Source organism: Vibrio gelatinilyticus (assembly GCF_022836845.1).
Taxonomy (GTDB): domain Bacteria; phylum Pseudomonadota; class Gammaproteobacteria; order Enterobacterales; family Vibrionaceae; genus Vibrio; species Vibrio gelatinilyticus.
On record NZ_JAJNNZ010000002.1, the window covers coordinates 334,643 to 358,838 of the forward strand.

The window sequence follows — 24,196 nt, forward strand, 5'->3', positions numbered from 1 at the left end:
CAACTCATCAGGTTAAAACTCGTTCTGTATCCAATTACGCAACTTTCCAAATAGTGTCGACACCGATTGACGTTTAGGTTCGTTATAATCATTGTCGTCATTAATCTGACTGTCTCTTGCATAATGAAGTAATCCAACTGCCGTAGAATGATACGGCTCTTTTACGTAGTCCGTAAGCCCGCTAACATCAAGGGGTTTGCCGACCCGCACTTGATTGCGGAAAACACGCTCTGCGCACTCTACAACCCCTTCAATTTGAGAAGCGCCCCCTGTTAGGACCACCCCTGCTGCCAAGTGATGTTTAATACCGCTCTCACGTAGCTTCACCTGAACACTGTCTATGGTTTGGTTAACCAAGCCCATCAACTCGGTGTATCTTGGCTCAATCACTTCAGACAATGTCTGTCTTTGTAAACTACGCGAAGGTCTTCCGCCTACACTTGGCACATTAACTGTGTCGTCTTTGCTCACTAGTTCACTCAACGCACAGCCATATTTTACTTTTATTTCTTCAGCGTCACTGACTGGTGTTCCGAAGGCGAAGGCTATGTCACTGGTAACGGCATTACCGGCATAAGAAAACACTTCGGTGTGTCGCAATGCGCCGCCAGTCCAGATGGAAACATCCATCGTTCCAGCACCAATGTCGACCACACAAACACCAAGCTCTCGCTCGTCTTCAGTTATCACTGCGTTGCTTGAAGCCAAACCAGAGAAAACCAATTGTTCCACTTTCAAGCCACAGCGTTCCACTGCTTTTATGATATTGCGTGCCATATCGTTATGGCAAGAAATCAAATGAACGCTGACTTCCATTCGTACACCGGAAAGACCCAGTGGGTTTTTTATCCCTTCCTGATAGTCTATGGTAAATTCTTGAGGAATCACATGCAGAATCCGCTGTTCTTCACCAATTTTTATCGATTTCGCGGTATGAATGGCACGATCCATGTCTTCTTGAGAGACTTCTTCTTCAGAAATCGTCCCCATCCCTTTCTCAATTCTGCTCGCAATATGACGACCAGAAAGAGAAAGAAAAACATTGCTGATTTGGCATTCAGCCATCAGCTCAGCTTGATCAACAGCACGTTGGACTGACTTGACCACTGACTCTAAATCATTAACACCACCTTTATCCATCCCTCTAGAAGGGCTTGAACCAGCGCCAATAATATTAACCTGACCGTCAGGTAGGATTTCTCCTACCAATGCGGATACGGTAGCAGTGCCTATATCAAGACCGACAATAATATTGTCATCTGTGGTCTTAGTCATCTGTACTCTCTTGCTCTAATTCTTGTTCACGATACCAACCAACGGAAGCTCCTGTATCATATCGTAAATCGATATAACTCACCTTCGCTGCTTGCTCACCTAAACGGTTATACAACAACACAAAACGGGTTAGGCGCTCTTTCAGAGAATCTTTACCCAATTCCAGCCGAATCCCGTTATCTAAAATGATCTGCCAAGCTCTGCGGTCATTCAGCACTAAGGAAGTGACTGACAAACCAAGCGGTGCAAGCCGATCATTACTGTACAAATACGTTTCTAGAACAGACTGCTCAGTGCCTTCTGGTCCATATAGCTTAACTTGCTCATCATGAAGCCGTGCGGTATCACCATTAAATACAATACCGTTTGTATCCAACATTGCCACGCCATTCCATATCGCAGCAATTTTATGTTCTGTTAGGTACACCTTTACAGTATCAGGCCATTGTTTTCTTAATGACGCCTGAGAAACCCATGGTATCTCCTCGATACTGTCTTGCAGTACATCAATATCCTGCGACATAAATGTACCGATATGATCGAGATCAGCGAAGGCTTGCTGCACATCTCTTGCTGAAACATGCGACAACTCACCTTGTAACACTATCTTAGATAAGGGCAATCGCTGGTCGTCCCACATCCAGCTGAGGATGGAATAAAGTAATGAACCGATTAACAATAGAACCATGGCAAAGAATACTGCACCGATGCCATTTCTGGGCGTATATGACACATCTTGGTGATACAGTCCATTGCTTGTCCTAGTCTCTGTCAAACTTTAAGTCCTTCACTTGCTTCTCTGCGCCTTTCCTTTTGATCGTCTGAATATGAGCCGGGTCCACTATTCTTAACCTTAAGATTATACTGACGAATATCAAACTATCAAACATTGAACTCGATAAATCCAAGTATTCTCACTTAATAAGTGACAAATACCCGCTCTGAAGCTTTTTAATAAGCCGATCCAGAACGGGTATTGGTGTCACTAAAGCTCACTTAGCGATAGTAACTAATGCTGCATCGCTTTAATATTGAGTGCCAGCGCTTGTAAATGTCGTGCAATTTTACCGATGTCACCAGCACCTTGCGTCAAGACGAGGTCGCCATCTTGCAAAAGATTAGATAAAACAGAGGGTAAGGTGTCAATATCTGGTACAAACACCGGATCAATTTTACCTCGGGTGCGAATAGTGCGACACAGTGCTCGGCCATCAGCTCCAGCGATTGGCGCCTCTCCTGCAGAATAAACATCGAGCATCACCAATACATCGACTTGCTCTAAGACATTTGCAAAATCATCGTATAGGTCTCGGGTGCGGCTGTATCTGTGAGGTTGAAACACCATCACAAGGCGTTTTTCTGGCCAACCATTTCTTGCCGCTTTAATTGTGACATCGACTTCTGTGGGATGGTGACCATAATCATCCACCAACATGACCTGACCATGACCCGTATCAAATTCGCCAAGGTGTTCAAAGCGACGCCCTGTCCCTTCTGTTCCCAGCATTGCAGCTAATATTGCCTCATCTGAGATGTTATCTTCAGTGGCCACTGCGATGGCAGCGGCAGCATTAAGTGCATTGTGTTGACCTGGCATATTGAGCCTAATTTCAAGGTCTTTGCGATCTTGCCTTACCACCGAAAATAACCCTTGATGACCATTTTGGCGATAGTTCTCGATGCGAACATCCGCATCTTCAGAGAAGCCATAAGTAATCACTTGTCGACTGATTGTTGGGATCAGCTCACGGACAACAGGATCGTCAACGCACATAACCGCCTGACCATAAAATGGCAGGTTATGCAGAAAATCGATAAAGGTCTGCTTGAGGGTATCGAAGTCACCACCATAGGTGTCCATGTGGTCTGCTTCAATATTGGTCACGATGCTGACCATAGGTTGAAGGTGTAAAAAAGAAGCATCGCTTTCGTCTGCCTCGGCGATCAAGATACGGCTAGAACCCAATCGAGCGTTGGTCCCAGCGCTTTTCACCAATCCACCGTTAACAAAGGTTGGATCCATGCCAGCTTCGGAGTATATCTGCGTGACTAACGCTGTAGTTGTCGTCTTACCGTGCGTTCCCGCAACGGCAATACCATGACGAAAGCGCATCAACTCTGCGAGCATTTCGGCGCGGCGAACAACCGGAATACGCAATTGCCTTGCCGCGACAAGCTCAGGGTTTTCAGGGTCAATAGCGGTGGAGACCACCACTACACTCGCCTGTTCAACATTACTTTCCTGATGACCAATAAATACAGTAGCCCCTTTAGCGACAAGAGATTGCGTTACTGCGTTTTCCGCAAGGTCAGAGCCTGAGATCTGATAGCCCTCGTTGAGTAACACTTCGGCGATACCACTCATTCCCGCACCACCAATACCGACAAAATGGATGCACTTTACTCGTCTCATCTCAGGAATCAGTGCACGAATTTGTGCTAAGTCTTGCTTATGCTCGGTCATGGGTTATTTCTCATTGTTAGTTAATTCAATAATCGCACTGGCAACTGTGCTGTCTGCATTCAGTTTAGCGTTATTGCGCGCACTCATTGCCATTTGCAACAAGTCCGCTCTATTTAATTGGTTTATTTGATTCACCAGCGAATCCACAGACAGATCCGGTTGCTCGATCATAATTGCAGCTTGAGCCTCAACCAGGTGCTCTGCATTGAGAGCCTGCTGACGATCTTTGTGCATAAATGGGATGAAAATCGCTGCCACGCCTGCGGCAGAAACCTCTGAAACCGTTAATGCTCCTGAGCGGCAAACGACTAAATCGGCCCACTGATAGGCAGTAGCAACGTCATCAATAAACTCAGTCACGTCAGCACTAGCGACTTGGTTTTCCTGATACAGCGCTTCGACCTCTGATGCATTGCCTTTTCCTGCTTGATGCTTAATTTGGTAACCATCACCAAGCTGAGATAGCACTTTCGGCATTGTTTGATTGAGAATGCGAGCACCTTGGCTGCCTCCCATCACCAGAATACGAATATCGCCCTCACGTTCACTTAATCGCAGAGTCGGATCGGCAATCGCGGCAACATCTTGACGAACAGGGTTACCGACAACGTCTGCCGTTGCAAATGCCCCAGGGAAAGCTTGAAACACTTTGGTTGCGATCTTGGCAAGCCATTGGTTTGTGAGTCCCGCGACACCATTTTGTTCGTGCAAGACAACAGGCACGCCACATAGCCAGGCTGCAATACCGCCAGGCCCACTGACATAGCCACCCATGCCTAAAACGGCATCAGGTTGCCAACGCTTAATATGCGCCCGAGCTTGCATCACGGCATTGATGATTTGAAACGGTGCTTTCAAGAGCTTCAACAGTCCTTGCCCACGCAACCCCTTAACTTTAATGAAGTCGATATCGATGCCGTGTTTTGGTACTAAGTCTGCTTCCATACGATCGGCCGTTCCAAGCCATCGAATTTGCCAACCTTGCTCTTGCAAACGCTTGGCAACTGCAAGCCCAGGAAATACATGACCACCAGTACCTCCGGCCATCACTAATAATCTTTTCTTGTTACTCATTGGATTCCACTGAAGTTTCTAAATCTGTTTTCGTGCTTGACGTCTGACTGATGTTTATGCGGCATTCATGATCAATTCTTAACAAAATCGATACGGCCACTGACATGATGATCAAACTAGAACCACCATAACTAATGAGAGGCAGGGTTAAGCCTTTGGTTGGCACCATACCGGCTGCAGCCCCAACATTAACCAATGTCTGAAAGGCAAACCAGATCCCGATACCAAACGCCAGATAACCACCAAAGCGCTGTTCGTTCTCAAACGCTCGCTTGCCAATGTAAAGGGCTTTCACCACCAAGCTAAAGATCAGCGCCAGAACAATCACGACGCCAATAAAGCCAAGCTCTTCGGCTAATACTGCAAAAACAAAATCGGTGTGAGCCTCTGGCAAATACTCCAGTTTTTGCACCGAATTGCCCAAACCTTGTCCCATCCAGTGTCCACGACCGAATGCCATTAATGACTGTGTCAACTGATAGCCACTACCAAAGGGATCTTCCCATGGTTCTAGAAAAGAGGTGACACGGCGGACACGATACGGCTCGATGACAATAAGGCCAATGACGGCGACAATGCCTGCCACCATCAAAGCGATAAACTGCGACAACTTAGCCCCTGCTATAAATAACATACCAAACAATGTCACCAGCATTACCACGACCGTACCCAAATCAGGCTGGCCGAGCAACAAAACAGCCAAAGCCAAAAACACCATGATAGGCTTAATAAAGCCACCAAAGAAAGACTGTCGAACTTCCTCTTGTTTACGCATCAAGTAGCCTGACATAAATATGAACAGAGACAGTTTGGCAACTTCTGCTGGCTGTAAGTTAAACAGCCCTAAAGGGATCCAACGTGATGCACCATTCACGGACTTGCCCACTGCAAGAACCACAATGAGAAGCACAAAAGACAGTGTCAGTAGTAAAGAGCTGTATTTTAGCCATCGGTCGAGCGGGATCTGTAACACCACCGCCGAAACCGTCAGCGCCAACACCAGGAAGATCGCATGACGAAACATAAAGTGAAATGGCTGGTCAGTCAGGCGCGAGCTAATGGGAAATGAAGCGGATGTGACAATAACAAGCCCTGTCACCATTAAGGCAAGTGCTATCCAAACTAACTGCCTATCATACAACGTGTCGGGCGCTGACTCGCTCAGCCACCCTGATATAGTTCCTTTCGTACGTTGGATCATAGCATTATCACTCTAATTGCCTGCTTTTAATGAATACTCTTGTGCTAATTGGGTAAAGTGATCACCACGTGCCATAAAATTAGCAAACTGATCAAAACTGGCACATGCCGGTGATAGCATAACCATATCACCACTGCTAAGTTGAGGGGTGATGGTCTTTAATGCCTGTTCGATAGTTGAAAACTCAACGCTATTGCTGTGCAGTGGCATAAACTGTGCGGCATCTTCTCCAAAGCAGCAAAGCTGAACGTTAAGAGAAGTAAGTGGCTCTTGTAACTCGGAAAAATCAGCCCCCTTACCTACACCGCCGACCAGCAGATACAAGCGACCAGTCAAACTTAACCCAGACAGAGCAGCAAGCGTACTGGCCACATTGGTCGCCTTAGAGTCATTAACCCAAGTTATATCATTATATTTTGCTACCACTTGGCAGCGATGTGTTAAACCCGTGTAGTTTTTTAATGCCAGTAAGGCTTTCTTATAATCAATCTGTGACAATTTTAGCAATGCAATAGCTACCAGCGCATTTGACCAATTGTGTCGACCAACCAAACTCAACTCTTCGGCGGCAATGACAGGACACCCATGATCCATTAACCAGGTTTGGCCATCGATACTTCCCATGCCAAATTCACGGTTGTTGAACCCAAACGTCGCTAACTGAATATCATGATGCTCACCATCAGGGTACGTTTGCTTGTCATCTCTGTTAACTAAAGCATACTTTGCATGACAAAAGATCCGCTTCTTTGCCAAAGCATAATCATCCATACCTTGGTAGCGATCCATGTGGTCTTCAGAAAGATTAAGAAACGCCGACACCTGCGTGTTAAGGCTGTCTGTGGTCTCCAATTGAAAACTCGACAACTCCAAAACATATAAGTCCGCCTCCAAAGAGAGTAAATCAAGTGCTGGAACACCGATATTTCCACCAACCCCAACAACCAGGCCTGCGGCTTTTGCCATTACACCCGTCAAATCAGTAACGGTACTTTTTCCATTAGAACCGGTAATCGCGATCACGGGTTTTTCATTGTGCCAAGCAAACAATTCAATGTCACCGACAACGCGGATCCCTTGCTGTTTCGCGCTCGCAATTTCTGGCGTCGCCAGTGCAATCCCTGGGTTGCAGACGATAAGGTCAGCTTGGGCAAGCCAGTCGCCGTTCCAGCCACCGCTAAATAACTCAACTTCTGAAGGAAGTGCGTCTTGCCCAGGAGGATTGGCGCGAGTATCAATGACTTTGATCTCGACAGTTGGGTGATTTTCTCTGATGTATTTAACGACAGAGAGCCCGGTAATACCGAGCCCTGCCACGATGACTTGCTTGACGCCTTGCCAGCGATTCATGTTTCTTCCTTTAAATCTTTATAGCGAATTAACGCACTTTCAGTGTTGCCAGACCTATCAATACCAGAACAATCGAAATGATCCAAAATCTAACGATAACACGCGGTTCTGGCCAACCTTTTAATTCATAGTGATGGTGGATAGGAGCCATACGAAAAATGCGTTGACCTCTGATTTTGTAGGAGCCGACCTGCAAAATTACCGACAAGGTTTCCATAACGAAAACGCCGCCCATGATGACCAACACCAACTCCTGTCTTACCAATACGGCAATGATTCCTAGTGCCCCGCCAAGAGCCAAAGAACCAACATCGCCCATAAATACTTGAGCTGGGTAAGTATTGAACCACAAGAAGCCTAATCCCGCACCGACAATAGCCGTACAGACCACCACCAGCTCAGACGCGTATGGGATATACGGAATATGCAGGTAATTGGCAAAATTGACGTTACCTGTCGCCCAAGCAATAACCGCGAATCCAGCGGCCACCAGTACGGTAGGCATGATGGCTAAACCATCAAGGCCGTCGGTTAAGTTCACTGCATTACTGGTTCCGACAATAACAAAGTAGGTCAATAAAATGTAAAGCAGACCAAGCTGGGGCATGATGTCTTTGAAGAAGGGCACGACTAATTGTGTCGCGGCGGTATCTTTACCATGAGCATAAAGCGCAAAGGCAACAACGAACGCGATTGCCGATTGCCAGAAATACTTCCAACGCGCAATCAGACCATCAGTATTTTTACGCACAACTTTACGATAGTCATCCACAAAGCCAATCGCACCATACCCCAAAAGTACGGTCAACACGGCCCAAACGTAAGGGTTACTTAAGTCTGACCATAACAAAACCGTAATGGTGATAGCCGCCAATATCATGACGCCACCCATAGTTGGCGTTCCACGTTTACTAAAATGAGACTCTGGACCTTCGTTGCGAACAACTTGCCCAATTTGCAGCATCTGCAACTTGGCTATCATTTTAGGGCCCATCCACAATGAAAGGCACAGTGCGGTCAAAATACTGACAATGGCACGAAATGAGAGGTACTCAAATAGGCGAAAAAAAGAAAAGTATGGCTGAAGTAAATCTGCGAGCCAAATAATCATGTGTAGTTCTCCTTCAGCACACGAGCGATGTAATACATGCCAGCACTGTTTGCTCCTTTAACTAAAATAGTATGCGGAACATTTGTTGATTCTGTTAATTTAGTTTGAATATAGTCGTTCATCGCGTCGTGACATTCAAAGTGAATGCCTGAACTTAGATCGCTGATCACACGGGCATCCTCACCGTAAGTCAGGACGTGCTCAAAAGCGAAAGGCGCAGCATAGTCTCCAACTTCTCTATGAAGTGCAAGACTTTCCTCCCCTAATTCTGCCATGTTGCCCAAAACCAGCCAACGTTGTCCCTCAAATTGCGACAAAAGATCAATTGCCGCTTTCATCGCTGGCACACTGGCATTGTAGCTATCATCAATCAAGGTAATATTGCTACTCAGTTTTTCAAGCTCAACACGACCTTTGACTTTATTTAGCTGCGCAAGGCCGCTCGCCACCTGAGCCAGCTCAATGCCACTTTGCAGACACAACGCCGCTGCGGCAACGGCATTGGCCACGTTGTGCTCCCCTACCAAAGCAAGGGATATGTGTGTCTTACCTTGAGGTGTATTAAGGGTAAACGTCGATAACCCCTGAGATGACAAGCTGATGTCAGATGCAAAAAAGTCACTGTCAGGATTGTCTTTAGAGAATGTCATGACCGTTTTATCTGACAGTACCTGTTCCCACAATGCCTCCCCTTGGCTATCACGATTCACCAAAGCAACATCACCAGCGGCAAGGCCTTGGAAGATCTCGCCCTTGGCGATTTTCACTCCCTCAAGAGAACCGAACCCTTCAAGGTGGGCTTCTGCAACATTGTTGACCAGCGCGATAGTGGGGTGAACAAGTGAGGTGGTATAGGCGATTTCGCCCTGATGGTTCGCACCCAACTCTATTACTGCATAATCATTACTTGGCTGAGAACGAAGTAAGGTTAAAGGAACACCGATGTCGTTATTAAAGTTTCCTGCTGTGTAGAGAACCTCGCCCTGCTGGGACAAAATACTCGCCACCATTTCTTTTACCGTTGTCTTACCACAACTGCCTGTGATCGCCATCGTTTTGGTGGCGCAGCGACGATGCACTTCTGCCGCTAAAGCACCTAGCGCAAGCTTACTGTCTTGGACAATCACCTGGCTGACCGCCAGCGGTAGCTGCTTTTCGACTAGAAGTGCTACAGCGCCTTTCTCTAGCGCTTGATCAGCAAAGTCGTGAGCATCAAAGCGCTCTCCAACCAAAGCAACGAAAAGCGCTTTTTGTTCAATCGTGCGGGTGTCGGTTGATACGTGCTTGATTTCGGTGTCTTCACCGACCAACTGGCCTTCAACGATTTTTGCAATATCACTTAACATCAACGAGATCATAACGCTTCTCCTAGCAGTTGCGCGGCTGATTCTCGGTCTGAATAGTGCACACTTTGAGTACCAATTACCTGGTAGTCCTCATGCCCTTTGCCAGCAAGTAAAATGATGTCCTGCTCCGTGGCTTTTTCAACCGCAAATTTGGCCGCTTGGTATCGACTATGTAAAACATGAGCGGTTTGCGGATTAACCATGCCTTTGAGCATATCAGACACAATCTGCTGAGGATCCTCACTTCGGGGATTATCATCACTCAAGATCACTTCATCGGCCAAACGCTCAGCAATTTCCGCCATCATTGGTCGCTTACCCGTGTCTCGGTCTCCACCACAACCAAAAATCACCCACAATTTCCCCGTGCAATGAACCCTTAAAGCTTGTAGCGCTTTTTCTAAGGCATCAGGCGTATGCGCATAATCAACAACGATTTTGGGTTTACCTTTAGCTTTAAACAGTTCCATGCGGCCGATGACGGGCTGCAACTGGACGGCCACGCGTTGCAACGCTTGCGGCTCAAAACCTAAGGTAAGCAGTGTCGCAAATGCGAGCATCAAGTTGGTAGCATTAAACTGTCCTATCAAAGGCGCTTGCAACGTCCCTGAACCAAGTTTGCCATCGTACTCGATGGTGATCCCTGATTCGCTATACTGGATATCTTTGGCCCAAAGGCTAGCACTTGTCTTACCAAGTGCTGATACCGTGATCGCATCACTTCGCGATGTTAACCAGGATTGACTCACCACATCATCAATATTCAAAACAGCATGCTCACAATGGTGCTCAGTAAACAAGAGCTGCTTCGCCGCGGCGTACCCTTCCATCGTACCGTGATAATCCAAGTGATCTCGGCTTAAGTTAGTAAAGATCCCTACACGAAAAGGCACTTTGGCCACGCGACCTTGCACCAGGCCATGTGATGAAACCTCCATGGCCGTATACCGCGCGCCAAGATCAGCAAGCTCCGCCAATATTTTTTGAACATCCACGGCATTACCTGTGGTGTTGGCCGCTTGCTTTAAATCGTTTAAAAATCCGTTGCCATTGGTTCCCATGATAGCGCTTGGCATGCTCATCAATTCAAGCCACTGAGCGATCAATTGGCTGATAGTGGTTTTGCCGTTGGTTCCCGTGACACCAATAACGGTGTTATTGCTATAGCCATACAGCTTCTGCGCAATGGCCGACAAATGCTGATCGAGCTGGTAGATATAAACAATCACCGCACCATTGCGCAGTTCAACATGACCATTATTTTCGATGTTCTCGGCTTGAGCCAGCACCGAGTGCGCACCACTATTAATGGCATTGTCGATAAACTTTCGACCATCAATGGCGTGACCAATAATCGCAACAAAGGTATCGTTTTCGGTGACTTTGCGGCTGTCTAATTCTAGATTTGACACCTTTAGCGACAAAGGCTCTGTGTTACTCAAGCTGCAAAAAGTGTCGACCAGTTGTTGTAAGGTAAGTTGATTAACCATAGTGATACCTAATTACTCTTTTGAAATTGGTTCTCATCGGGTGGCACATTGAGGATCTGCAAAGCGCCCTTCATGATCTCTGAAAACACCGGAGCGGCAACGGAGCCCCCGTAGTATTGATCGCCTTGCGGCTCATTGATAATCACCACTAAAGAAACTCTTGGATTACTGACTGGCGCAGCCCCTGCCGTCACAGCAACGTACTCATCACTGTACCCCCCCGCCTTTGCTATGCGAGAAGTCCCTGTTTTTGCCGCAATTCGGTAACCCGGAACCGCCGCGCGTGTCGCCGTGCCACCGGGTTTGGTTACACCTTCCATCATATGCAAAACTTTCTCTGCAATATCATGGTCAAGTACCTGCTTGGACAGATCTTGCTGATTGTTCTCTATGATGTGGACTGGCTGATAAACTCCAGCGTTCGCCAACGTGGCATAGGCATGGGCCAGTTGAACAGGGGTAATAGAAATGCCATAACCAAAAGCTAATGTGGCGATCTCAAATCGAGACCAACGTCTTCGGTTAGGAAAGATCCCCGTAGTTTCCCCCACTAAGTTCAACCCTGAGGTTTGCCCGAAACCGACTGAGCTATACATGCCTAACAGTGCTTCTAAGGGCATCTCCAGCGCAAGCTTTGCAACACCCACATTACTGGATTTCTGTAAGATTTTAGCAAGATCAGCTTTACCGACTTTAGAGGTGTCTCTAACCCGACTACCACCAATCTGCATCATACCGTTTTCGGTATCTATCACCGTCAACTCATCAGCAATGCCGGCTTCCATAGCCGCTAGAACAACAAAGGGCTTCACCGTAGAACCCGGTTCAAGTGAATCGGTGATCACCCGGTTTCGCATGGTAAAGCTTTGTCTTGAGGAGCGGTTATTGGGGTTATACGATGGCGCGTTTACCATCGCGAGGATCGCACCGGTTTTAACATCAATCATCACAGCTGAACCGGAAGTGGCACGATAATCGGCGACGGCTTGCTTAATGGCACGAAACGCAATGGCTTGTAATCTTTGATCAATGGTCAGTTGAAGAGGTTTACCTAACTCTCGCTCTTCAAGAGCGATGTTCTCCACCACGCGTCCATAACGGTCTTTGCGAATAATGCGTTTTCCCGCTTCGCCTGTTAGCCATTTATCGTAGCTGCGTTCAACCCCTTCTAAGCCATGACCATCAATGCCCGTGACTCCCACGAGATGCGCACTGACTTCCCCTGCGGGATAATATCGTCGAGATTCTGATTTTAAGCCGATACCCGATAGCTTGAGTTCCCCAATATATTTAGCCATCGCAGGGCTAACCTGACGCTGCAAGTAAATAAAACGGCGAGTTTTGTTCTTCTCAATCTTATCAAGCAAGCCTTGTCTTTCAAGACCCAATACATCGGCCAGCGCATACCAACGATCACGTTCGGCAAAGCCACCCTTTTTGAAAATCGTCGCAGGATCGGCCCAAACAGCTTGTACAGGAACACTTACAGCGAGCGGTTCATCATTCCTATCAGAAATAATGCCGCGTGCAGATGGCATAGCTTTGACGCGAACAGAACGCAGATCGCCTTGCTTGATAAGATTGTCAGGTTCAATGATTTGAATATAGCCGACACGGGCGACGAGTGCGCCGAAAACCAAGATGACACTAATCAAAACGACCCGAAAACGCCAATGAATAAAAAGTGAAGATTCAGAGGGCTGGGATTTCTTTTTGTTCGTCGCCTTTTTCTGTTTTTTACCATTCATTTGAGAGAAACCACTACTTCCTTGTCTGCGTCAGGGCGCCTCATGTCGAGCTCTTGTTTTGCCAATGCCTGTACCCGGCTGTGCTCAGACAAGGCATTTTCCTCAAGCAGAAGATTTCGCCATTCATTGTCCAAGCGTTCACGTTCTTGCAGCGCAATATCCTTATCGTTGATCGCTTGTCTGGTATGATGCGTGGCAAACACAACCCCCATTGCGCTGGCAAATATCAACAGCAACAGAATCAATGGGGTTCGTCCTACGGTCAGTAGATCATAGGCAATGTGTTTGGCTAAATTAGGCTGAGTTCCTTTCGACATCGCGGTTCCATTACAATTTTTCTGCGACTCTCAACACCGAACTACGAGAACGAGCGTTGACATCCACTTCTTGAGCGCTCGGCTTAATCGCCTTACCTACCGTTTTTAAGTTTGCACTGCCTAAGGCTTGGATTTGTGCCTCAGTCATTGGAATGCCATGAGGAACCTGTGGGCCGCGGCTTTCTTTGCGCATAAAATGTTTGACCATGCGATCTTCTAGCGAATGAAAGCTGATCACCGACAAACGTCCTTCTGGTGCTAAAATGCTTGCAGCGCCTTTCAATGCAGTATCAATTTCATCCAACTCACTGTTGATGTAAATACGAAAAGCCTGAAAGCTGCGCGTCGCAGGGTGCTTTTTCTCTTTAAAGCTTTTTGGCGCAGCTTCGGAAATCAATTTGGCTAATTGTCCAGTGCGCAGCAATGGCTCTTTTTCATCATTCTCACGGTGCGCTACAATCGCTTTCGCAATTCGGCGCGCGTGCTTGTCTTCACCAAACTCACGAATCACCCAAGTAATATCATCAAGATCCGCCTCTGCTAACCACTGGGATACAGGAATGCCCGAAGTCGGGTCCATGCGCATATCTAACGGGCCGTCTTTCATAAAACTAAAGCCACGTTCAGCATCATCAAGCTGAGGTGAAGAGACGCCTAAGTCCAATAAAACACCATCAACTTTACCAGTAAGATCATAATGTTGTGCGTATTCAGCCATGCCAGAAAAAGGGCCATGAATGATGGTAAAACGAGGATCATCAATCGTTTTGGCTTCAGCAATGGCTTGTGGGTCACGATCGATACTAAATAGACGACCATTTGGCCCCAAACGTGACAGGATTTGTCTGCTGTGACCACCTCGACCAAACGTACCGTCAATGTATGTCCCATCAGGTTTAATTGCTAAGCCATCAATAGATTCATTGAGAAGAACAGAAATGTGTTGAAATGATTCAGTCATAAAGATCTCGTTGGGTTTAGGCGACTCATTAATAGCGTAGCCCTAATCATAAAATAAGCGTCAATGAAGTGGTTACTAGTGTACTGATTTAAGGCGATCCCGCCACCACTTACCACTATTTATCGTGATATTGCTGTGAGTTTAATGTGTTTATATGGCACTACGTCAATATAAAGCAAAAAACCCATCACAACTAAAAGTTATGATGGGTTTCGAATAGGTGGAGTTGACACATACGCCGGGTTCTGTCTCCGCTTGCGCGGCGGTAACCATTCGTCTAGGCCTGCAATCGCTCACAGGCTCAAGCAATCTACCCGCCCCCAAACACGAGCAATGCTATGCGAGGGCCTATTTGATCTTGCTCCGGGTGGAGTTTACCTTGCAACGAACTGTTGCCAGTCGTCCGGTGCGCTCTTACCGCACCCTTTCACCCTTACCTGTGCTCTTTCCGAAGAAATAGAGCCATCGGCGGTCTTCTCTCTGCTGCACTTGTCGTGGGCTCGCGCCCCCCAGGCGTTACCTGGCACCCTGCTCTATGGAGCCCGGACGTTCCTCCCCTCCATCAGTCTCCCGAAGGACATCAATGAAGCAGCGATTACCCAGTCAACTCCGGAGGCGGATTGTATAGACTATCTATGATGCTGTCTAGAGGGAAATCAGTTTAGATGCTCCAATCCCCACTTGTACAAGGCATTTTTCTTAAGGTTAAATATCTCGGCCGTCATGGCTGCCGCTTTCTTCAAAGGTAACTCTTTGGTCAAGATGGTCAGCGTTCGGGTAGCTTCATCTGGCAAAGTCTCTGATGCTGGCTCTCTGTGACCATGAATCAGTAACACCATTTCGCCACGCTTGCGATTGGGGTCCTCTTCAATCCACTCGATCAGTTCAGCCAACGGCAAACCTTGAATCGTTTCGAATGTCTTAGTGAGCTCGCGAGCCAGTACCACCTCTCGCTCAGGGCCAAGGACTTCTAGCATGTCTGCCAAAGATTCGCTAATTCGGTGTGGTGATTCATAGAAAATACACGTACGCTCTACTTTAGCGATCTCTAAGTACTTGTCTTTACGACCTTTGCTTTTTGCTGGTAAAAAACCCTCGAAACTGAAACGATCCGAAGGTAGGCCTGATGCACTAAGAGCGGTGATCACCGCACATGCACCAGGTAATGGCACAACTTTTACGCCTGCTTGACGACATTGTGAAACGAGGTGATACCCTGGATCGCTGATCAACGGCGTTCCTGCATCAGAAACGAGTGCAATGGACTCGCCAGCTAACAATTTTTCGACTAAGACTTGCGCTTTTTGCTGCTCATTGTGATCATGCAAAGCAAAAGTACGAGTTTGAATATTGAAGTGAGACAGCAGCTTGCCAGTATGGCGGGTGTCTTCAGCAGCAATGATATCAACGCTATTTAATATCTCCAGCGCACGTTGGGTTATATCCCCAAGGTTTCCAATAGGGGTTGGAACAATAAAGAGCGTTGGATGCTCAATATGAATGGTTTTGTTGTTTGTCATTTGTTTACCATCACTTCAACGATTAATATAATGATTTTACACAAATAGTGAATAAAGAGCTCATGGCAATGATGAACCCGAAGAGAAATAGTGTAACACGCATACTGACTCCCATAGCACTGGCGTTGACCATTGCCGCCTGTTCTTCACAACCGAGTGCACCGACATCGGTTGATATTACTGCAAAACCAAGCGATTCCGCACAGACTTACTTGATGCGTGCCGACAGCAACCAAGGTGGCTTTGCCAATGAATGGCTCATAATGGCTTTTAAAGCATCATTGGCTGAAGGTAACCTTGAACAAGCCGAGAAACTCTCGGCGCGTCTGGCTAAGCAAAACCTGACCGTCATTCAACAGGCAGAGTGGCAACTCACTCGCGCTGAACTGAATTTGGCGATGGGCAAGCCACAAGATGTTTACTCACAATTGAATTTTGCCCCTGAATGGCCACTAAGCCCACAGCAATGGGCTCAATATCATCAGCTGCGAGCCTCCAGCTTGAGCGAGACAGAACAGTATTTCGAAGCGAGTCGAGAGCTGACTTATATGGCAGCGTTCGACCCACAATCAGAGCAGGCTGTTATTGCTGATCAGGTTTGGCAAAACCTCGAGCAATACTCGGCAGAGCAAATCACGGAGTTTTCCACCCAGCCAAGTGAAGAGGTTCTTGATGGCTGGTTACAACTGGCCATTTACACCAAAACCATGGGAAGCTCACTGACCCAGCTACAATCCACGTTGCAAAACTGGCTGGCTGAAAATAGCAATCACCCAGCGGCGCTCTACACTCCGATTGCCATTCAGGACATATTGGCATTAGAAATCACCCGCCCACGCAGTACCGCTCTGTTATTGCCAGTGACGGGCAAGTTTGCCAAGCAAGCTCAGCTTGTCCGTGACGGCTTTATGTTGGCGATGATGGATGATCAAGAGCGCGATCCTCAAGCCATTTTTACCGTGATCGACACCAATGACACCACGGCTGAACAAGTTAAACAGAAGCTGGTCGAAAACAGCGTTGACTTCATCGTCGGACCGCTCACAAAAAACAACGTTGAAGCACTGCAACAAGCTCAGAGTACATCAGAATCTCCAATTCCAGCACTGGCTTTGAATATTCCAAACACACTGGAAGCAACTCAAAATCTTTGTTATCTGACGCTGTCTCCAGAGCAAGAAGTGGCTCAAGCGGCAAAACACTTACATGAGCAAGGCTATCAATACCCATTGGTTCTGGCTCCTGCCAGCGCTTTAGGTAGGCGAGTCGTGAAAGCGTTTGAAGATGAGTGGCAAACACTCAGTAACAACAAAGTCGCGGTCAATCAATTTGCTAACCGCAGCCAACTTCAACTCGCCATTAATTCCGTTTTTGGATTGCAAGAGAGTCAGCAAAGAATCGCTCAAATGGAAGGCATGATGGAAATCAAGCTCGAAAGCCAACCACGTAGCCGACGCGATATCGATTCAGTGTACATTGTTGCCAACAACGCCGAACTGACGTTAATCAAGCCATTTGTTGAGGTGGCAATTAACCCGGATGCGAGGCAACCAAAACTGTTCGCGGACTCACGCAGCCATTCAAGCAAGCGCCAATACGAAGATCTCACCGGTGTGGCATACAGCGATATTCCAATGTTAATCAATGAAGACCAAGCCTTGGAGGCACAGCTTGATAAGTTCTGGCCTAAGAGCTCAAATGGAGAGAAACGTCTACAAGCACTTGGGATGGATGCGTATATGCTGACCAACGAACTGCCACAGATGAAAGTCGTGACTGGCTACACGGTTGAAGGTCAGACTGGTCAACTGTCTATCGACGAAAACTGTGTCGTGCAACGTAAGATCAGCTGGGCAGAGCATGGTACTGCCATTACTAGTAACTCAGAATCAAACGATCAGAGCAACGCTGATGAATCTTCTCAAGAACCAAGTGCAGTCGCTGAGTAAGCGTCTGATTGGTCAAAACTACGAAGCATTAGCGCAAAAGTACCTCATTCGCCACGGGCTTACTCCCGTGGCAATGAACTTTTCAGCAAAGTGCGGTGAAATAGACTTGATTATGAAAGACAGTCATTGCATCGTATTTATTGAAGTAAAGTACAGAAAAAATGACCAATTCGGAAGTGCGGCAGAAATGGTTACACCAAGCAAAGCGAAAAAATTGATCAAGACCGCCCAATTTTGGTTATCGAAACACGGCCTATCTTTTTACGATACTGAGTTTCGATTTGATGTATTGGCCATTGAAGATAATGGTTCAAACATCAATTGGATTAAAAATGCAATAACTCAAGGATAACCATGCGCGATAGCATCAAAGAGAGCTTCACTGAGAGCATACAAATACAAATCGCTGCCGCTGAGGCACTACCAGATGTCATAACTCACGCGGCACAAGCCATTGTCTCTAGCCTACTTAATGGTAATAAAATTCTCTGCTGCGGTAATGGCGGTTCAGCGTCCAATGCTCAGCAATTTGTCTCTTGTTTCCTCAATCGATTTGAAACCGAGCGCCCTAGCCTGCCAGCAATGACGCTCACTTCAGATAGCACAACGATGACGGCTGTCGCCAACGATTATAATTTTGAAGACATTTTTGCTAAGCAAGTGCGCGCTTTTGGCCAGACTGGGGATATCCTTCTCGCGGTCTCCACCAGTGGCAATAGTAAAAATGTTATCAAAGCTATGGAAGCGGCCGTTACACGAGACATGACGATCATCGCCTTTACGGGTAAAGATGGCGGTGAAATGGCAGGACTTCTTGGCGAACATGACGTTGAAATTCGGATCCCGTCCCACAGAACCGCAAGAATTCACGAAGTGCATATGGTGACCTTGCACTGTTTGTGCGATCTTGTCGATCAAGTTCTGTTTCCTTCTCACGAAGAGTAATGTCATGACGTTGTATCGAATTATTGTGTTGTTTGTTGCTAGTGCCCTGTTGTCTGGCTGCGCTAGTGTGTTTGTTGCCGGAGCTGCGGGGGCGGTCAATATCGTGACCGATACTCGCACGACCCAAGAAATTTGGAACGACAGTACCTTAGAGTCTGAAGTCGCCGGCCTTGGTAATAAACCCCCTTATGTGGGTAAAGTTCGCGTTGTCGCCAGCTCTCAACGAGGCACCGTGGTTTTGATGGGGCAAGCGTCATCAAAAGAGTTGAGCCAGCAGTTTGAACAGAAAATTAAAGGCATTAAAGGCGTCAACGTGGTCTATAACCAGATCCGCATCAAGCCACCGATTAGCTTTTCTCAAACCAGTAACGACAGTTGGATCACAACAAAAATCAAATCAGCTATGCTGACAGACGAGCGCCTTAACGGTATAAAAGTAAAAGTAATTACCGAAGATAAAGAGGTGTTTTTGCTTGGTTATGTTTCCAAAGCTAACGCTGATATCGCAACCGATATTGCCCGTAATATCTCTGGAGTGAAGCAGGTGATCCGTGCATTCCAATACAGCGAGTCTGAGGTCAAGCTCAATACTGAAGCGAAGCCAGCACAAACGCCTGCACAGCCCAAAGCGCCGATGGCCAAAGAACAAGAGATTAAACCAATCGAAGAGGTGCCTGCTTTTGTTGAGCCTGCCCCGATTGAAGAAATCGAAGGCTAAGCTGTCAGGTCTAAAAAAAGCGAGCTCGATGCTCGCTTTTTTATTATCGGAAATTCGTGACTAGGGTTTTAGTGAGCGCTCTCCACGCGCAATACCCACAACACCACTTCGTGCCACTTCCACCACATCCGTCACCTGAGAAATAGCTTCAATAAACGCATCAAGCTTCTCACTGGTGCCAGCTAGCTGAACCGTATACTGCGAAGCTGTCACGTCGACAATCTGTCCACGGAAGATATCGGCTGTGCGCTTGACTTCAGCGCGAGCAAAGCCACTGGCTTTGACTTTTACCATCATCAATTCACGTTCGATATGATCGAGTTCGGTGACTTCCTGAACCTTAAGTACATCAATAAGTTTATGCAGTTGCTTCTGGATCTGTTCTAACTGCATTTCGTCCGACGCTGTGGTGATATTCAGTCGTGACAGCGTTTCATCGTCAGTTGGTGATACTGTCAACGATTCAATGTTGTAGCCACGCTGAGAGAACAGACCGACCACACGAGATAAGGAACCCGGTTGGTTTTCCATTAATAGCGAAATAATGTGTCTCATATTATGTTCTCTCCGTCTTGCTTAACCACATTTTGTCCATTCCTTCCCCTTTGATGTGCATCGGGTAAACGTGTTCAGTCTCATCGACGTTGATATCGACAAACACTAAGCGATCTTTCATGTCGAGCGCTTTTTTGAGCCCATCTTCAAGCTCATTAGGGTTATTAATACGAATGCCTACGTGGCCATAAGCTTCGGCAATAGCAGCAAAATCAGGTACGGAATCCATGTATGAGTTTGAATGGCGACCTTGATAAATAATGTCTTGCCACTGCTTCACCATTCCTAGGAATCGGTTGTTAAGGTTAATAATTTTTACCGGAATATCATATTGCAAGGCTGTTGAAAGCTCTTGGATATTCATTTGAATACTGCCATCTCCGGTAACACAAACCACTTCTTCATCCGGCAGCGCAAACTTCACGCCCATCGCCGCAGGGAAACCAAAGCCCATGGTCCCTAACCCACCTGAGTTGATCCAACGTCTTGGTTTATTGAATGGGTAGTACAAAGCGGCAAACATCTGGTGCTGACCAACATCGGACGCGACATACGCATCTCCACCCGTTAGTTTATGAAGTGTTTCAATCACCTGCTGTGGCTTGATGCGCTCATCAGACAGTTGATAGCCTAAGCATTTACGCTCACGCCACAAATCAATATCTTGCCACCACTGAGTCAGGGCCGCGTCATCATTGCTATCACCTTGCTCACCCAGCAATTTGAGCATTGAGGACAATACCACATCGGCAGAGCCAACGATCGGCAGATCCGCTCGAACGTTCTTCGAGATAGAAGATGGATCAATATCAATATGGACAATCTTAGCGTTAGGGCAATACTTATCGAGGTTATTGGTCGTGCGATCATCAAAACGCACCCCAACACCAAAGATCAAATCAGCATTGTGCATGGCCATATTGGCTTCATACGTACCGTGCATACCGAGCATACCCAGCGCGTTTTTGTGAGTACCAGGAAATGCTCCTAGCCCCATCAACGTGCTAACAACTGGCAGGTTGAGGGTTTCCGCTAATTTGAGGATGGCTTCATCGGCGCTAGACATGATGGCACCACCACCGATATAAAGAACGGGTTTCTTCGCCTCAAGAATGGCTTTTAGAGCTTTTTTTATCTGACCTTTATGTCCCGTCGTCGTTGGATTGTACGAGCGCATACTAATGCTTTCAGGGTAACGGTAAGGAAACTTGATCTGTGGGTTCATTACGTCTTTAGGGATATCAACCACAACGGGGCCTGGACGGCCTGTTGACGCAATATAGAAAGCTTTTTTCATCGTCTCAGGAATATCTTCTGCTCGCTTGATGAGAAAACTGTGTTTCACCACAGGGCGAGAGACACCCACCATATCGCATTCTTGGAAAGCATCATTACCAATCAGATTATTCGGTACGTTACCTGACAAAACCACCATAGGGATGGAATCCATATAAGCGGTCGCAATACCCGTGATGGTATTGGTAGCACCGGGACCAGAACAAACCAGAACAACTCCAGGTTTACCTGTAGCGCGCGCGTAGCCATCGGCCATGTGCGTTGCTGCTTGTTCGTGACGAACCAATACATGCTGAATAGTTTCACGCTTCTCGTGAAGCGCATCATAGATATCAAGGACGGAGCCACCAGGGTAGCCAAATATTTGCGGAACACCTTCGTCAATCAAAGATTGTACGATCATCTCAGCGCCAGATAGCATCTCTGCGTTGGACTCATTTGCCATTTTTTTCTCCTTACCAGTCCCTTTATCGACGTCTTTGCTGACGGGCTGGTTACACATAGTTAGGGCTTATTCGTAGCCTAATTCGAAAGAACTCATTTTTCGGCTATGTCATAAAGCCAGTCATAACAAGCTTTATGTTTACGCAACAACTTTAACCCTTTCTTAGCACAGAATCTAACCCTATAGAGATCTCAAAAAGGGTATTTCGCTACTAGGTGATAGCTAACTAGGTGAATAGGGAGGGGGAAGTAAGAACTGGTAAGATAAAGGCGAATTAATTTAGAAAAATTCAGAATAATATTTTGCGCACAAGCTGTTTTATCGTCGATTTATCATTGAAATGCGCTATATAAAGCTAAGCGAAATAATCGCTAGCTATCGAAACGTGGAGAAAAAAACCTCAGCCAGTTTGACTGAGGTTTTTCAATTATTTTTTCAGCGGCGTATCGCTGTACATTTCTTCAATTTCATCCTGATAGCGGTCATTGATCACCTTACGACGTAATTTCTGCGTCGGAGTCAACTCCCCTTTATCCATTGAAAAGCCAATCGGCAACAATTTGAATTTCTTCACTTGCTCAAATTTAGCCAGCTCTTTTTGCAATTCTGAAATACGCTTGTCAAACATCTCAACGATCTGATGGTTTTTGATCAGTTCTAAGCGATCTTGATACTTAATGTTCAGCTCTTTGGCGTGCTCTTCTAGGCTATCAAAACAAGGGACGATTAACGCAGACACAAACTTACGTGTATCAGCAATAACCGCAATCTGTTCAATAAAGTGATCTTTGCCTATTGCTCCTTCGATCGACTGAGGCGCAATATACTTGCCGTTCGATGTCTTCATGAGCTCTTTAATACGATCCGTTATAAACAGGTTACCATGTTCGTCGTATTGCCCGGCATCGCCCGTTTTCAAATAACCTTCTTCATCAAACGTTTTCGCCGTTTCTTCTGGCATTTTGTAGTAGCCGCGCATCACCATTGGACCACGAACTAAAATCTCATCATTGCTGCCAATCTTTACTTCGGCGCCTGGCATAGGCATGCCAATCGAGTCTGGGTTGTAGCAAGTGTCATCCCAACAAGAGATCGTCGCCGTCGTTTCCGTCATGCCGTAACCCAATTTGACATTGATACCAATCGCCTGGAAGAAGCGACCGATGGTTTCGTCAAGTTTAGCACCACCACACGGCATAAAATTGATGCGGCCACCAAGTAACTCGCGCAATTTTGCCAGAACTATCTTGTCCGCTAACGCGTAGCTCTTTTTCAGAGCCCAAGATGGCTCAACGTTGTCTTGACGACATTGCGCCATTTTTGCGCCCATATTCACCGCCCAGGTAAATAGTACTTTGCGATGGACAGGTGCTTTAGAGACGCGCTCATGGATGGCAGAATATATCTTCTCATAGAAGCGTGGAACCGCACTCATTACTGTTGGGCGAATTTCACTTAGAGCATCTCTAACCTGCATCGTATCTTGCAAGTAGCAGTTCGTTGCGCCTTTATAGAGTACGTAGAATGTCCACGCGCGCTCAAAAACATGAGAAAGAGGCAGGAAGCACAAAGAGACATCTTGATCCGTTAAGCTCAAACGGACATCATGCCCTTTTAACTGAGCCGCGATATTCTCGTAATCGAGCATCACGCCTTTAGGCTGACCTGTTGTCCCTGAGGTATAGATCAGCGTTAGCAAATCACTAAGGTTTGCCTGTGCCAGTCGCTCATCGAGCTCGGATTGCCATTGTAAACAAGGTTGCTGCGCAAATTCCTGCCACGAAAGCACATGCGACAATTCTGGGATTGCAACGTTATCGGCCATGACAACGATAAGCTCTAGCTGCTCACACTCATCATATATAGACATTGCAGCATCCAGCTCAGCCTGTTCACCAACAAAAAGGATCTTGATGTCCGCATTTTGAATGATGTAACTAGATTGAGCCGGGGTATTGGTTGGATAAATCGGGACGGTGACAGCCCTGATTTGCAGTGCAGCAAAATCAGCGATGGTCCAACGAGGCATGTTGTTGGCGATAATACCAATTTTGTCTTGAGGGTTAATTCCTTTTGCGATCAGAGCCAATGACAACGCATCAACACTGTTTCCAAATTCTTGCCAGCTAATTCCTTGCCACACATTGTTTATTTTATGTCTGAGAGCGATCTTTTCGCCTCCAGCCGCAATTTGCTCACGGATTTTTCTTACGATATGGAATTCTTGTTTAGCCATGTTCTATCTTACCTTTTAGCTTACAGGTGTAAGCCTTAACGCGCCCAAGTGTACAAGGGGCGAAAAAAAAGGCAACAGACATACATCAAAGTTATCAATAAATTTGTAAGAAAAATAATCGAGTTAACCTATGGACAAAAAAAACCTACAAACTCAAGCAAATGAAGGTTTGTAGGTTCCTATTAACTAAGACGA

Annotated in this window: 20 protein-coding genes and 1 other RNA gene; 4 read left to right on the top strand and 17 right to left on the bottom strand. The window is 46.6% G+C overall.

Annotated elements, in window-relative coordinates; genetic code table 11:
* Positions 1-12: 12 nt before the first annotated feature.
* From ftsA to rsmI, 14 genes are all read right to left on the bottom strand, one after another.
* Positions 13-1,275 (bottom strand): cell division protein FtsA, encoded by a 1,263-nt coding sequence (gene ftsA, locus LNL84_RS03620; RefSeq protein WP_244355301.1) that lies wholly within the window; start codon positions 1,273-1,275, stop codon positions 13-15.
* Positions 1,268-2,023 (bottom strand): cell division protein FtsQ/DivIB, encoded by a 756-nt coding sequence (locus LNL84_RS03625; protein ID WP_244355415.1) that lies wholly within the window; start codon positions 2,021-2,023, stop codon positions 1,268-1,270. The genes ftsA and LNL84_RS03625 overlap by 8 nt, the downstream gene beginning before the upstream one ends.
* 261 nt (positions 2,024-2,284) lie before the next feature.
* Positions 2,285-3,739 carry a UDP-N-acetylmuramate--L-alanine ligase gene (gene murC / locus LNL84_RS03630; protein WP_244355302.1) on the bottom strand — a complete coding sequence of 485 codons (1,455 nt, stop codon included), beginning with the start codon at positions 3,737-3,739 and terminating at the stop codon, positions 2,285-2,287.
* 3 nt (positions 3,740-3,742) lie between these two features.
* Positions 3,743-4,813 carry an undecaprenyldiphospho-muramoylpentapeptide beta-N-acetylglucosaminyltransferase gene (gene murG, locus LNL84_RS03635; protein ID WP_244355303.1) on the bottom strand — a complete coding sequence of 357 codons (1,071 nt, stop codon included), beginning with the start codon at positions 4,811-4,813 and terminating at the stop codon, positions 3,743-3,745.
* Entirely contained in the window at positions 4,806-6,014 is a 1,209-nt protein-coding gene (ftsW, locus tag LNL84_RS03640; RefSeq protein ID WP_244355304.1) for a cell division protein FtsW, read from the bottom strand. Before ftsW ends, murG begins: the two co-directional genes overlap by 8 nt.
* 12 nt (positions 6,015-6,026) lie before the next feature.
* Positions 6,027-7,364, bottom strand: coding sequence for a UDP-N-acetylmuramoyl-L-alanine--D-glutamate ligase (murD, locus tag LNL84_RS03645; RefSeq protein WP_244355305.1), 1,338 nt, complete (start codon positions 7,362-7,364; stop codon positions 6,027-6,029).
* 28 nt (positions 7,365-7,392) lie between these two features.
* Positions 7,393-8,475, bottom strand: coding sequence for a phospho-N-acetylmuramoyl-pentapeptide-transferase (mraY, locus tag LNL84_RS03650; protein ID WP_244355306.1), 1,083 nt, complete (start codon positions 8,473-8,475; stop codon positions 7,393-7,395).
* The gene (locus LNL84_RS03655; protein ID WP_244355307.1) at positions 8,472-9,833 is read right to left on the bottom strand and encodes a UDP-N-acetylmuramoyl-tripeptide--D-alanyl-D-alanine ligase; all 1,362 of its coding nucleotides are present in this window, start codon (positions 9,831-9,833) and stop codon (positions 8,472-8,474) included. Before LNL84_RS03655 ends, mraY begins: the two co-directional genes overlap by 4 nt.
* Entirely contained in the window at positions 9,830-11,311 is a 1,482-nt protein-coding gene (gene murE / locus LNL84_RS03660) for a UDP-N-acetylmuramoyl-L-alanyl-D-glutamate--2,6-diaminopimelate ligase (RefSeq protein WP_244355308.1), read from the bottom strand. The genes LNL84_RS03655 and murE overlap by 4 nt, the downstream gene beginning before the upstream one ends.
* 8 nt (positions 11,312-11,319) lie before the next feature.
* On the bottom strand, positions 11,320-13,059 hold the full coding sequence (locus LNL84_RS03665; protein WP_244355309.1) for a penicillin-binding transpeptidase domain-containing protein: 1,740 nt from the start codon (positions 13,057-13,059) through the stop codon (positions 11,320-11,322).
* Complete coding sequence (ftsL, locus tag LNL84_RS03670; protein ID WP_244355310.1) at positions 13,056-13,376, bottom strand: cell division protein FtsL; 321 nt, start codon at positions 13,374-13,376, stop codon at positions 13,056-13,058. The genes LNL84_RS03665 and ftsL overlap by 4 nt, the downstream gene beginning before the upstream one ends.
* A 10-nt stretch (positions 13,377-13,386) precedes the next feature.
* On the bottom strand, positions 13,387-14,337 hold the full coding sequence (rsmH, locus tag LNL84_RS03675; RefSeq protein ID WP_244355311.1) for a 16S rRNA (cytosine(1402)-N(4))-methyltransferase RsmH: 951 nt from the start codon (positions 14,335-14,337) through the stop codon (positions 13,387-13,389).
* A 218-nt stretch (positions 14,338-14,555) separates the two neighbouring features.
* Positions 14,556-14,948, bottom strand: an RNA gene (gene rnpB / locus LNL84_RS03680) — RNase P RNA component class A.
* A gap of 45 nt (positions 14,949-14,993) precedes the next feature.
* Positions 14,994-15,857 carry a 16S rRNA (cytidine(1402)-2'-O)-methyltransferase gene (rsmI, locus tag LNL84_RS03685; protein WP_244355312.1) on the bottom strand — a complete coding sequence of 288 codons (864 nt, stop codon included), beginning with the start codon at positions 15,855-15,857 and terminating at the stop codon, positions 14,994-14,996.
* Positions 15,858-15,919: 62 nt separating this feature from the next.
* Between rsmI and LNL84_RS03690 the strand changes: the two genes are divergently transcribed.
* The 4 genes from LNL84_RS03690 to LNL84_RS03705 are packed head-to-tail and all read left to right on the top strand — an operon-like array spanning position 15,920 to position 19,469.
* Positions 15,920-17,806: a penicillin-binding protein activator gene (locus tag LNL84_RS03690; protein WP_244355313.1), complete on the top strand. Its 1,887-nt coding sequence runs from the start codon at positions 15,920-15,922 to the stop codon at positions 17,804-17,806.
* Positions 17,769-18,158, top strand: a complete 390-nt coding sequence (locus LNL84_RS03695; RefSeq protein ID WP_279610927.1) for a YraN family protein — start codon at positions 17,769-17,771, stop codon at positions 18,156-18,158. Before LNL84_RS03690 ends, LNL84_RS03695 begins: the two co-directional genes overlap by 38 nt.
* A 2-nt stretch (positions 18,159-18,160) precedes the next feature.
* Positions 18,161-18,751 carry a phosphoheptose isomerase gene (locus LNL84_RS03700; protein WP_244355314.1) on the top strand — a complete coding sequence of 197 codons (591 nt, stop codon included), beginning with the start codon at positions 18,161-18,163 and terminating at the stop codon, positions 18,749-18,751.
* Positions 18,752-18,755: 4 nt separating this feature from the next.
* Complete coding sequence (locus LNL84_RS03705; protein ID WP_244355315.1) at positions 18,756-19,469, top strand: BON domain-containing protein; 714 nt, start codon at positions 18,756-18,758, stop codon at positions 19,467-19,469.
* A 60-nt stretch (positions 19,470-19,529) separates the two neighbouring features.
* Here the strand turns inward: LNL84_RS03705 and ilvN are convergent, their stop codons facing one another.
* From ilvN to LNL84_RS03720, 3 genes are all read right to left on the bottom strand, one after another.
* On the bottom strand, positions 19,530-20,024 hold the full coding sequence (gene ilvN, locus LNL84_RS03710) for an acetolactate synthase small subunit (RefSeq protein WP_244355316.1): 495 nt from the start codon (positions 20,022-20,024) through the stop codon (positions 19,530-19,532).
* Position 20,025: 1 nt separating this feature from the next.
* A complete protein-coding gene (locus LNL84_RS03715) occupies positions 20,026-21,765 on the bottom strand; it encodes an acetolactate synthase 3 large subunit (RefSeq protein WP_244355317.1) in 1,740 nt (579 codons plus the stop codon).
* Positions 21,766-22,192: 427 nt separating this feature from the next.
* On the bottom strand, positions 22,193-24,001 hold the full coding sequence (locus LNL84_RS03720) for an AMP-dependent synthetase/ligase (protein WP_244355318.1): 1,809 nt from the start codon (positions 23,999-24,001) through the stop codon (positions 22,193-22,195).
* Positions 24,002-24,196 lie beyond the last annotated feature (195 nt).

Bases quoted from the DNA above. Each gene is read 5' to 3' on its own strand.
- ftsA (WP_244355301.1), bottom strand. From the start codon at position 1,275: ATGACTAAGACCACAGATGACAATATTATTGTCGGTCTTGATATAGGC.
- murC (WP_244355302.1), bottom strand. From the start codon at position 3,739: ATGACCGAGCATAAGCAAGACTTAGCACAAATTCGTGCACTGATTCCT.
- murG (WP_244355303.1), bottom strand. From the start codon at position 4,813: ATGAGTAACAAGAAAAGATTATTAGTGATGGCCGGAGGTACTGGTGGT.
- ftsW (WP_244355304.1), bottom strand. From the start codon at position 6,014: ATGATCCAACGTACGAAAGGAACTATATCAGGGTGGCTGAGCGAGTCA.
- murD (WP_244355305.1), bottom strand. From the start codon at position 7,364: ATGAATCGCTGGCAAGGCGTCAAGCAAGTCATCGTGGCAGGGCTCGGT.
- mraY (WP_244355306.1), bottom strand. From the start codon at position 8,475: ATGATTATTTGGCTCGCAGATTTACTTCAGCCATACTTTTCTTTTTTT.
- LNL84_RS03655 (WP_244355307.1), bottom strand. From the start codon at position 9,833: ATGATCTCGTTGATGTTAAGTGATATTGCAAAAATCGTTGAAGGCCAG.
- murE (WP_244355308.1), bottom strand. From the start codon at position 11,311: ATGGTTAATCAACTTACCTTACAACAACTGGTCGACACTTTTTGCAGC.
- LNL84_RS03665 (WP_244355309.1), bottom strand. From the start codon at position 13,059: ATGAATGGTAAAAAACAGAAAAAGGCGACGAACAAAAAGAAATCCCAG.
- ftsL (WP_244355310.1), bottom strand. From the start codon at position 13,376: ATGTCGAAAGGAACTCAGCCTAATTTAGCCAAACACATTGCCTATGAT.
- rsmH (WP_244355311.1), bottom strand. From the start codon at position 14,337: ATGACTGAATCATTTCAACACATTTCTGTTCTTCTCAATGAATCTATT.
- rsmI (WP_244355312.1), bottom strand. From the start codon at position 15,857: ATGACAAACAACAAAACCATTCATATTGAGCATCCAACGCTCTTTATT.
- LNL84_RS03690 (WP_244355313.1), top strand. From the start codon at position 15,920: ATGGCAATGATGAACCCGAAGAGAAATAGTGTAACACGCATACTGACT.
- LNL84_RS03695 (WP_279610927.1), top strand. From the start codon at position 17,769: ATGAATCTTCTCAAGAACCAAGTGCAGTCGCTGAGTAAGCGTCTGATT.
- LNL84_RS03700 (WP_244355314.1), top strand. From the start codon at position 18,161: ATGCGCGATAGCATCAAAGAGAGCTTCACTGAGAGCATACAAATACAA.
- LNL84_RS03705 (WP_244355315.1), top strand. From the start codon at position 18,756: ATGACGTTGTATCGAATTATTGTGTTGTTTGTTGCTAGTGCCCTGTTG.
- ilvN (WP_244355316.1), bottom strand. From the start codon at position 20,024: ATGAGACACATTATTTCGCTATTAATGGAAAACCAACCGGGTTCCTTA.
- LNL84_RS03715 (WP_244355317.1), bottom strand. From the start codon at position 21,765: ATGGCAAATGAGTCCAACGCAGAGATGCTATCTGGCGCTGAGATGATC.
- LNL84_RS03720 (WP_244355318.1), bottom strand. From the start codon at position 24,001: ATGGCTAAACAAGAATTCCATATCGTAAGAAAAATCCGTGAGCAAATT.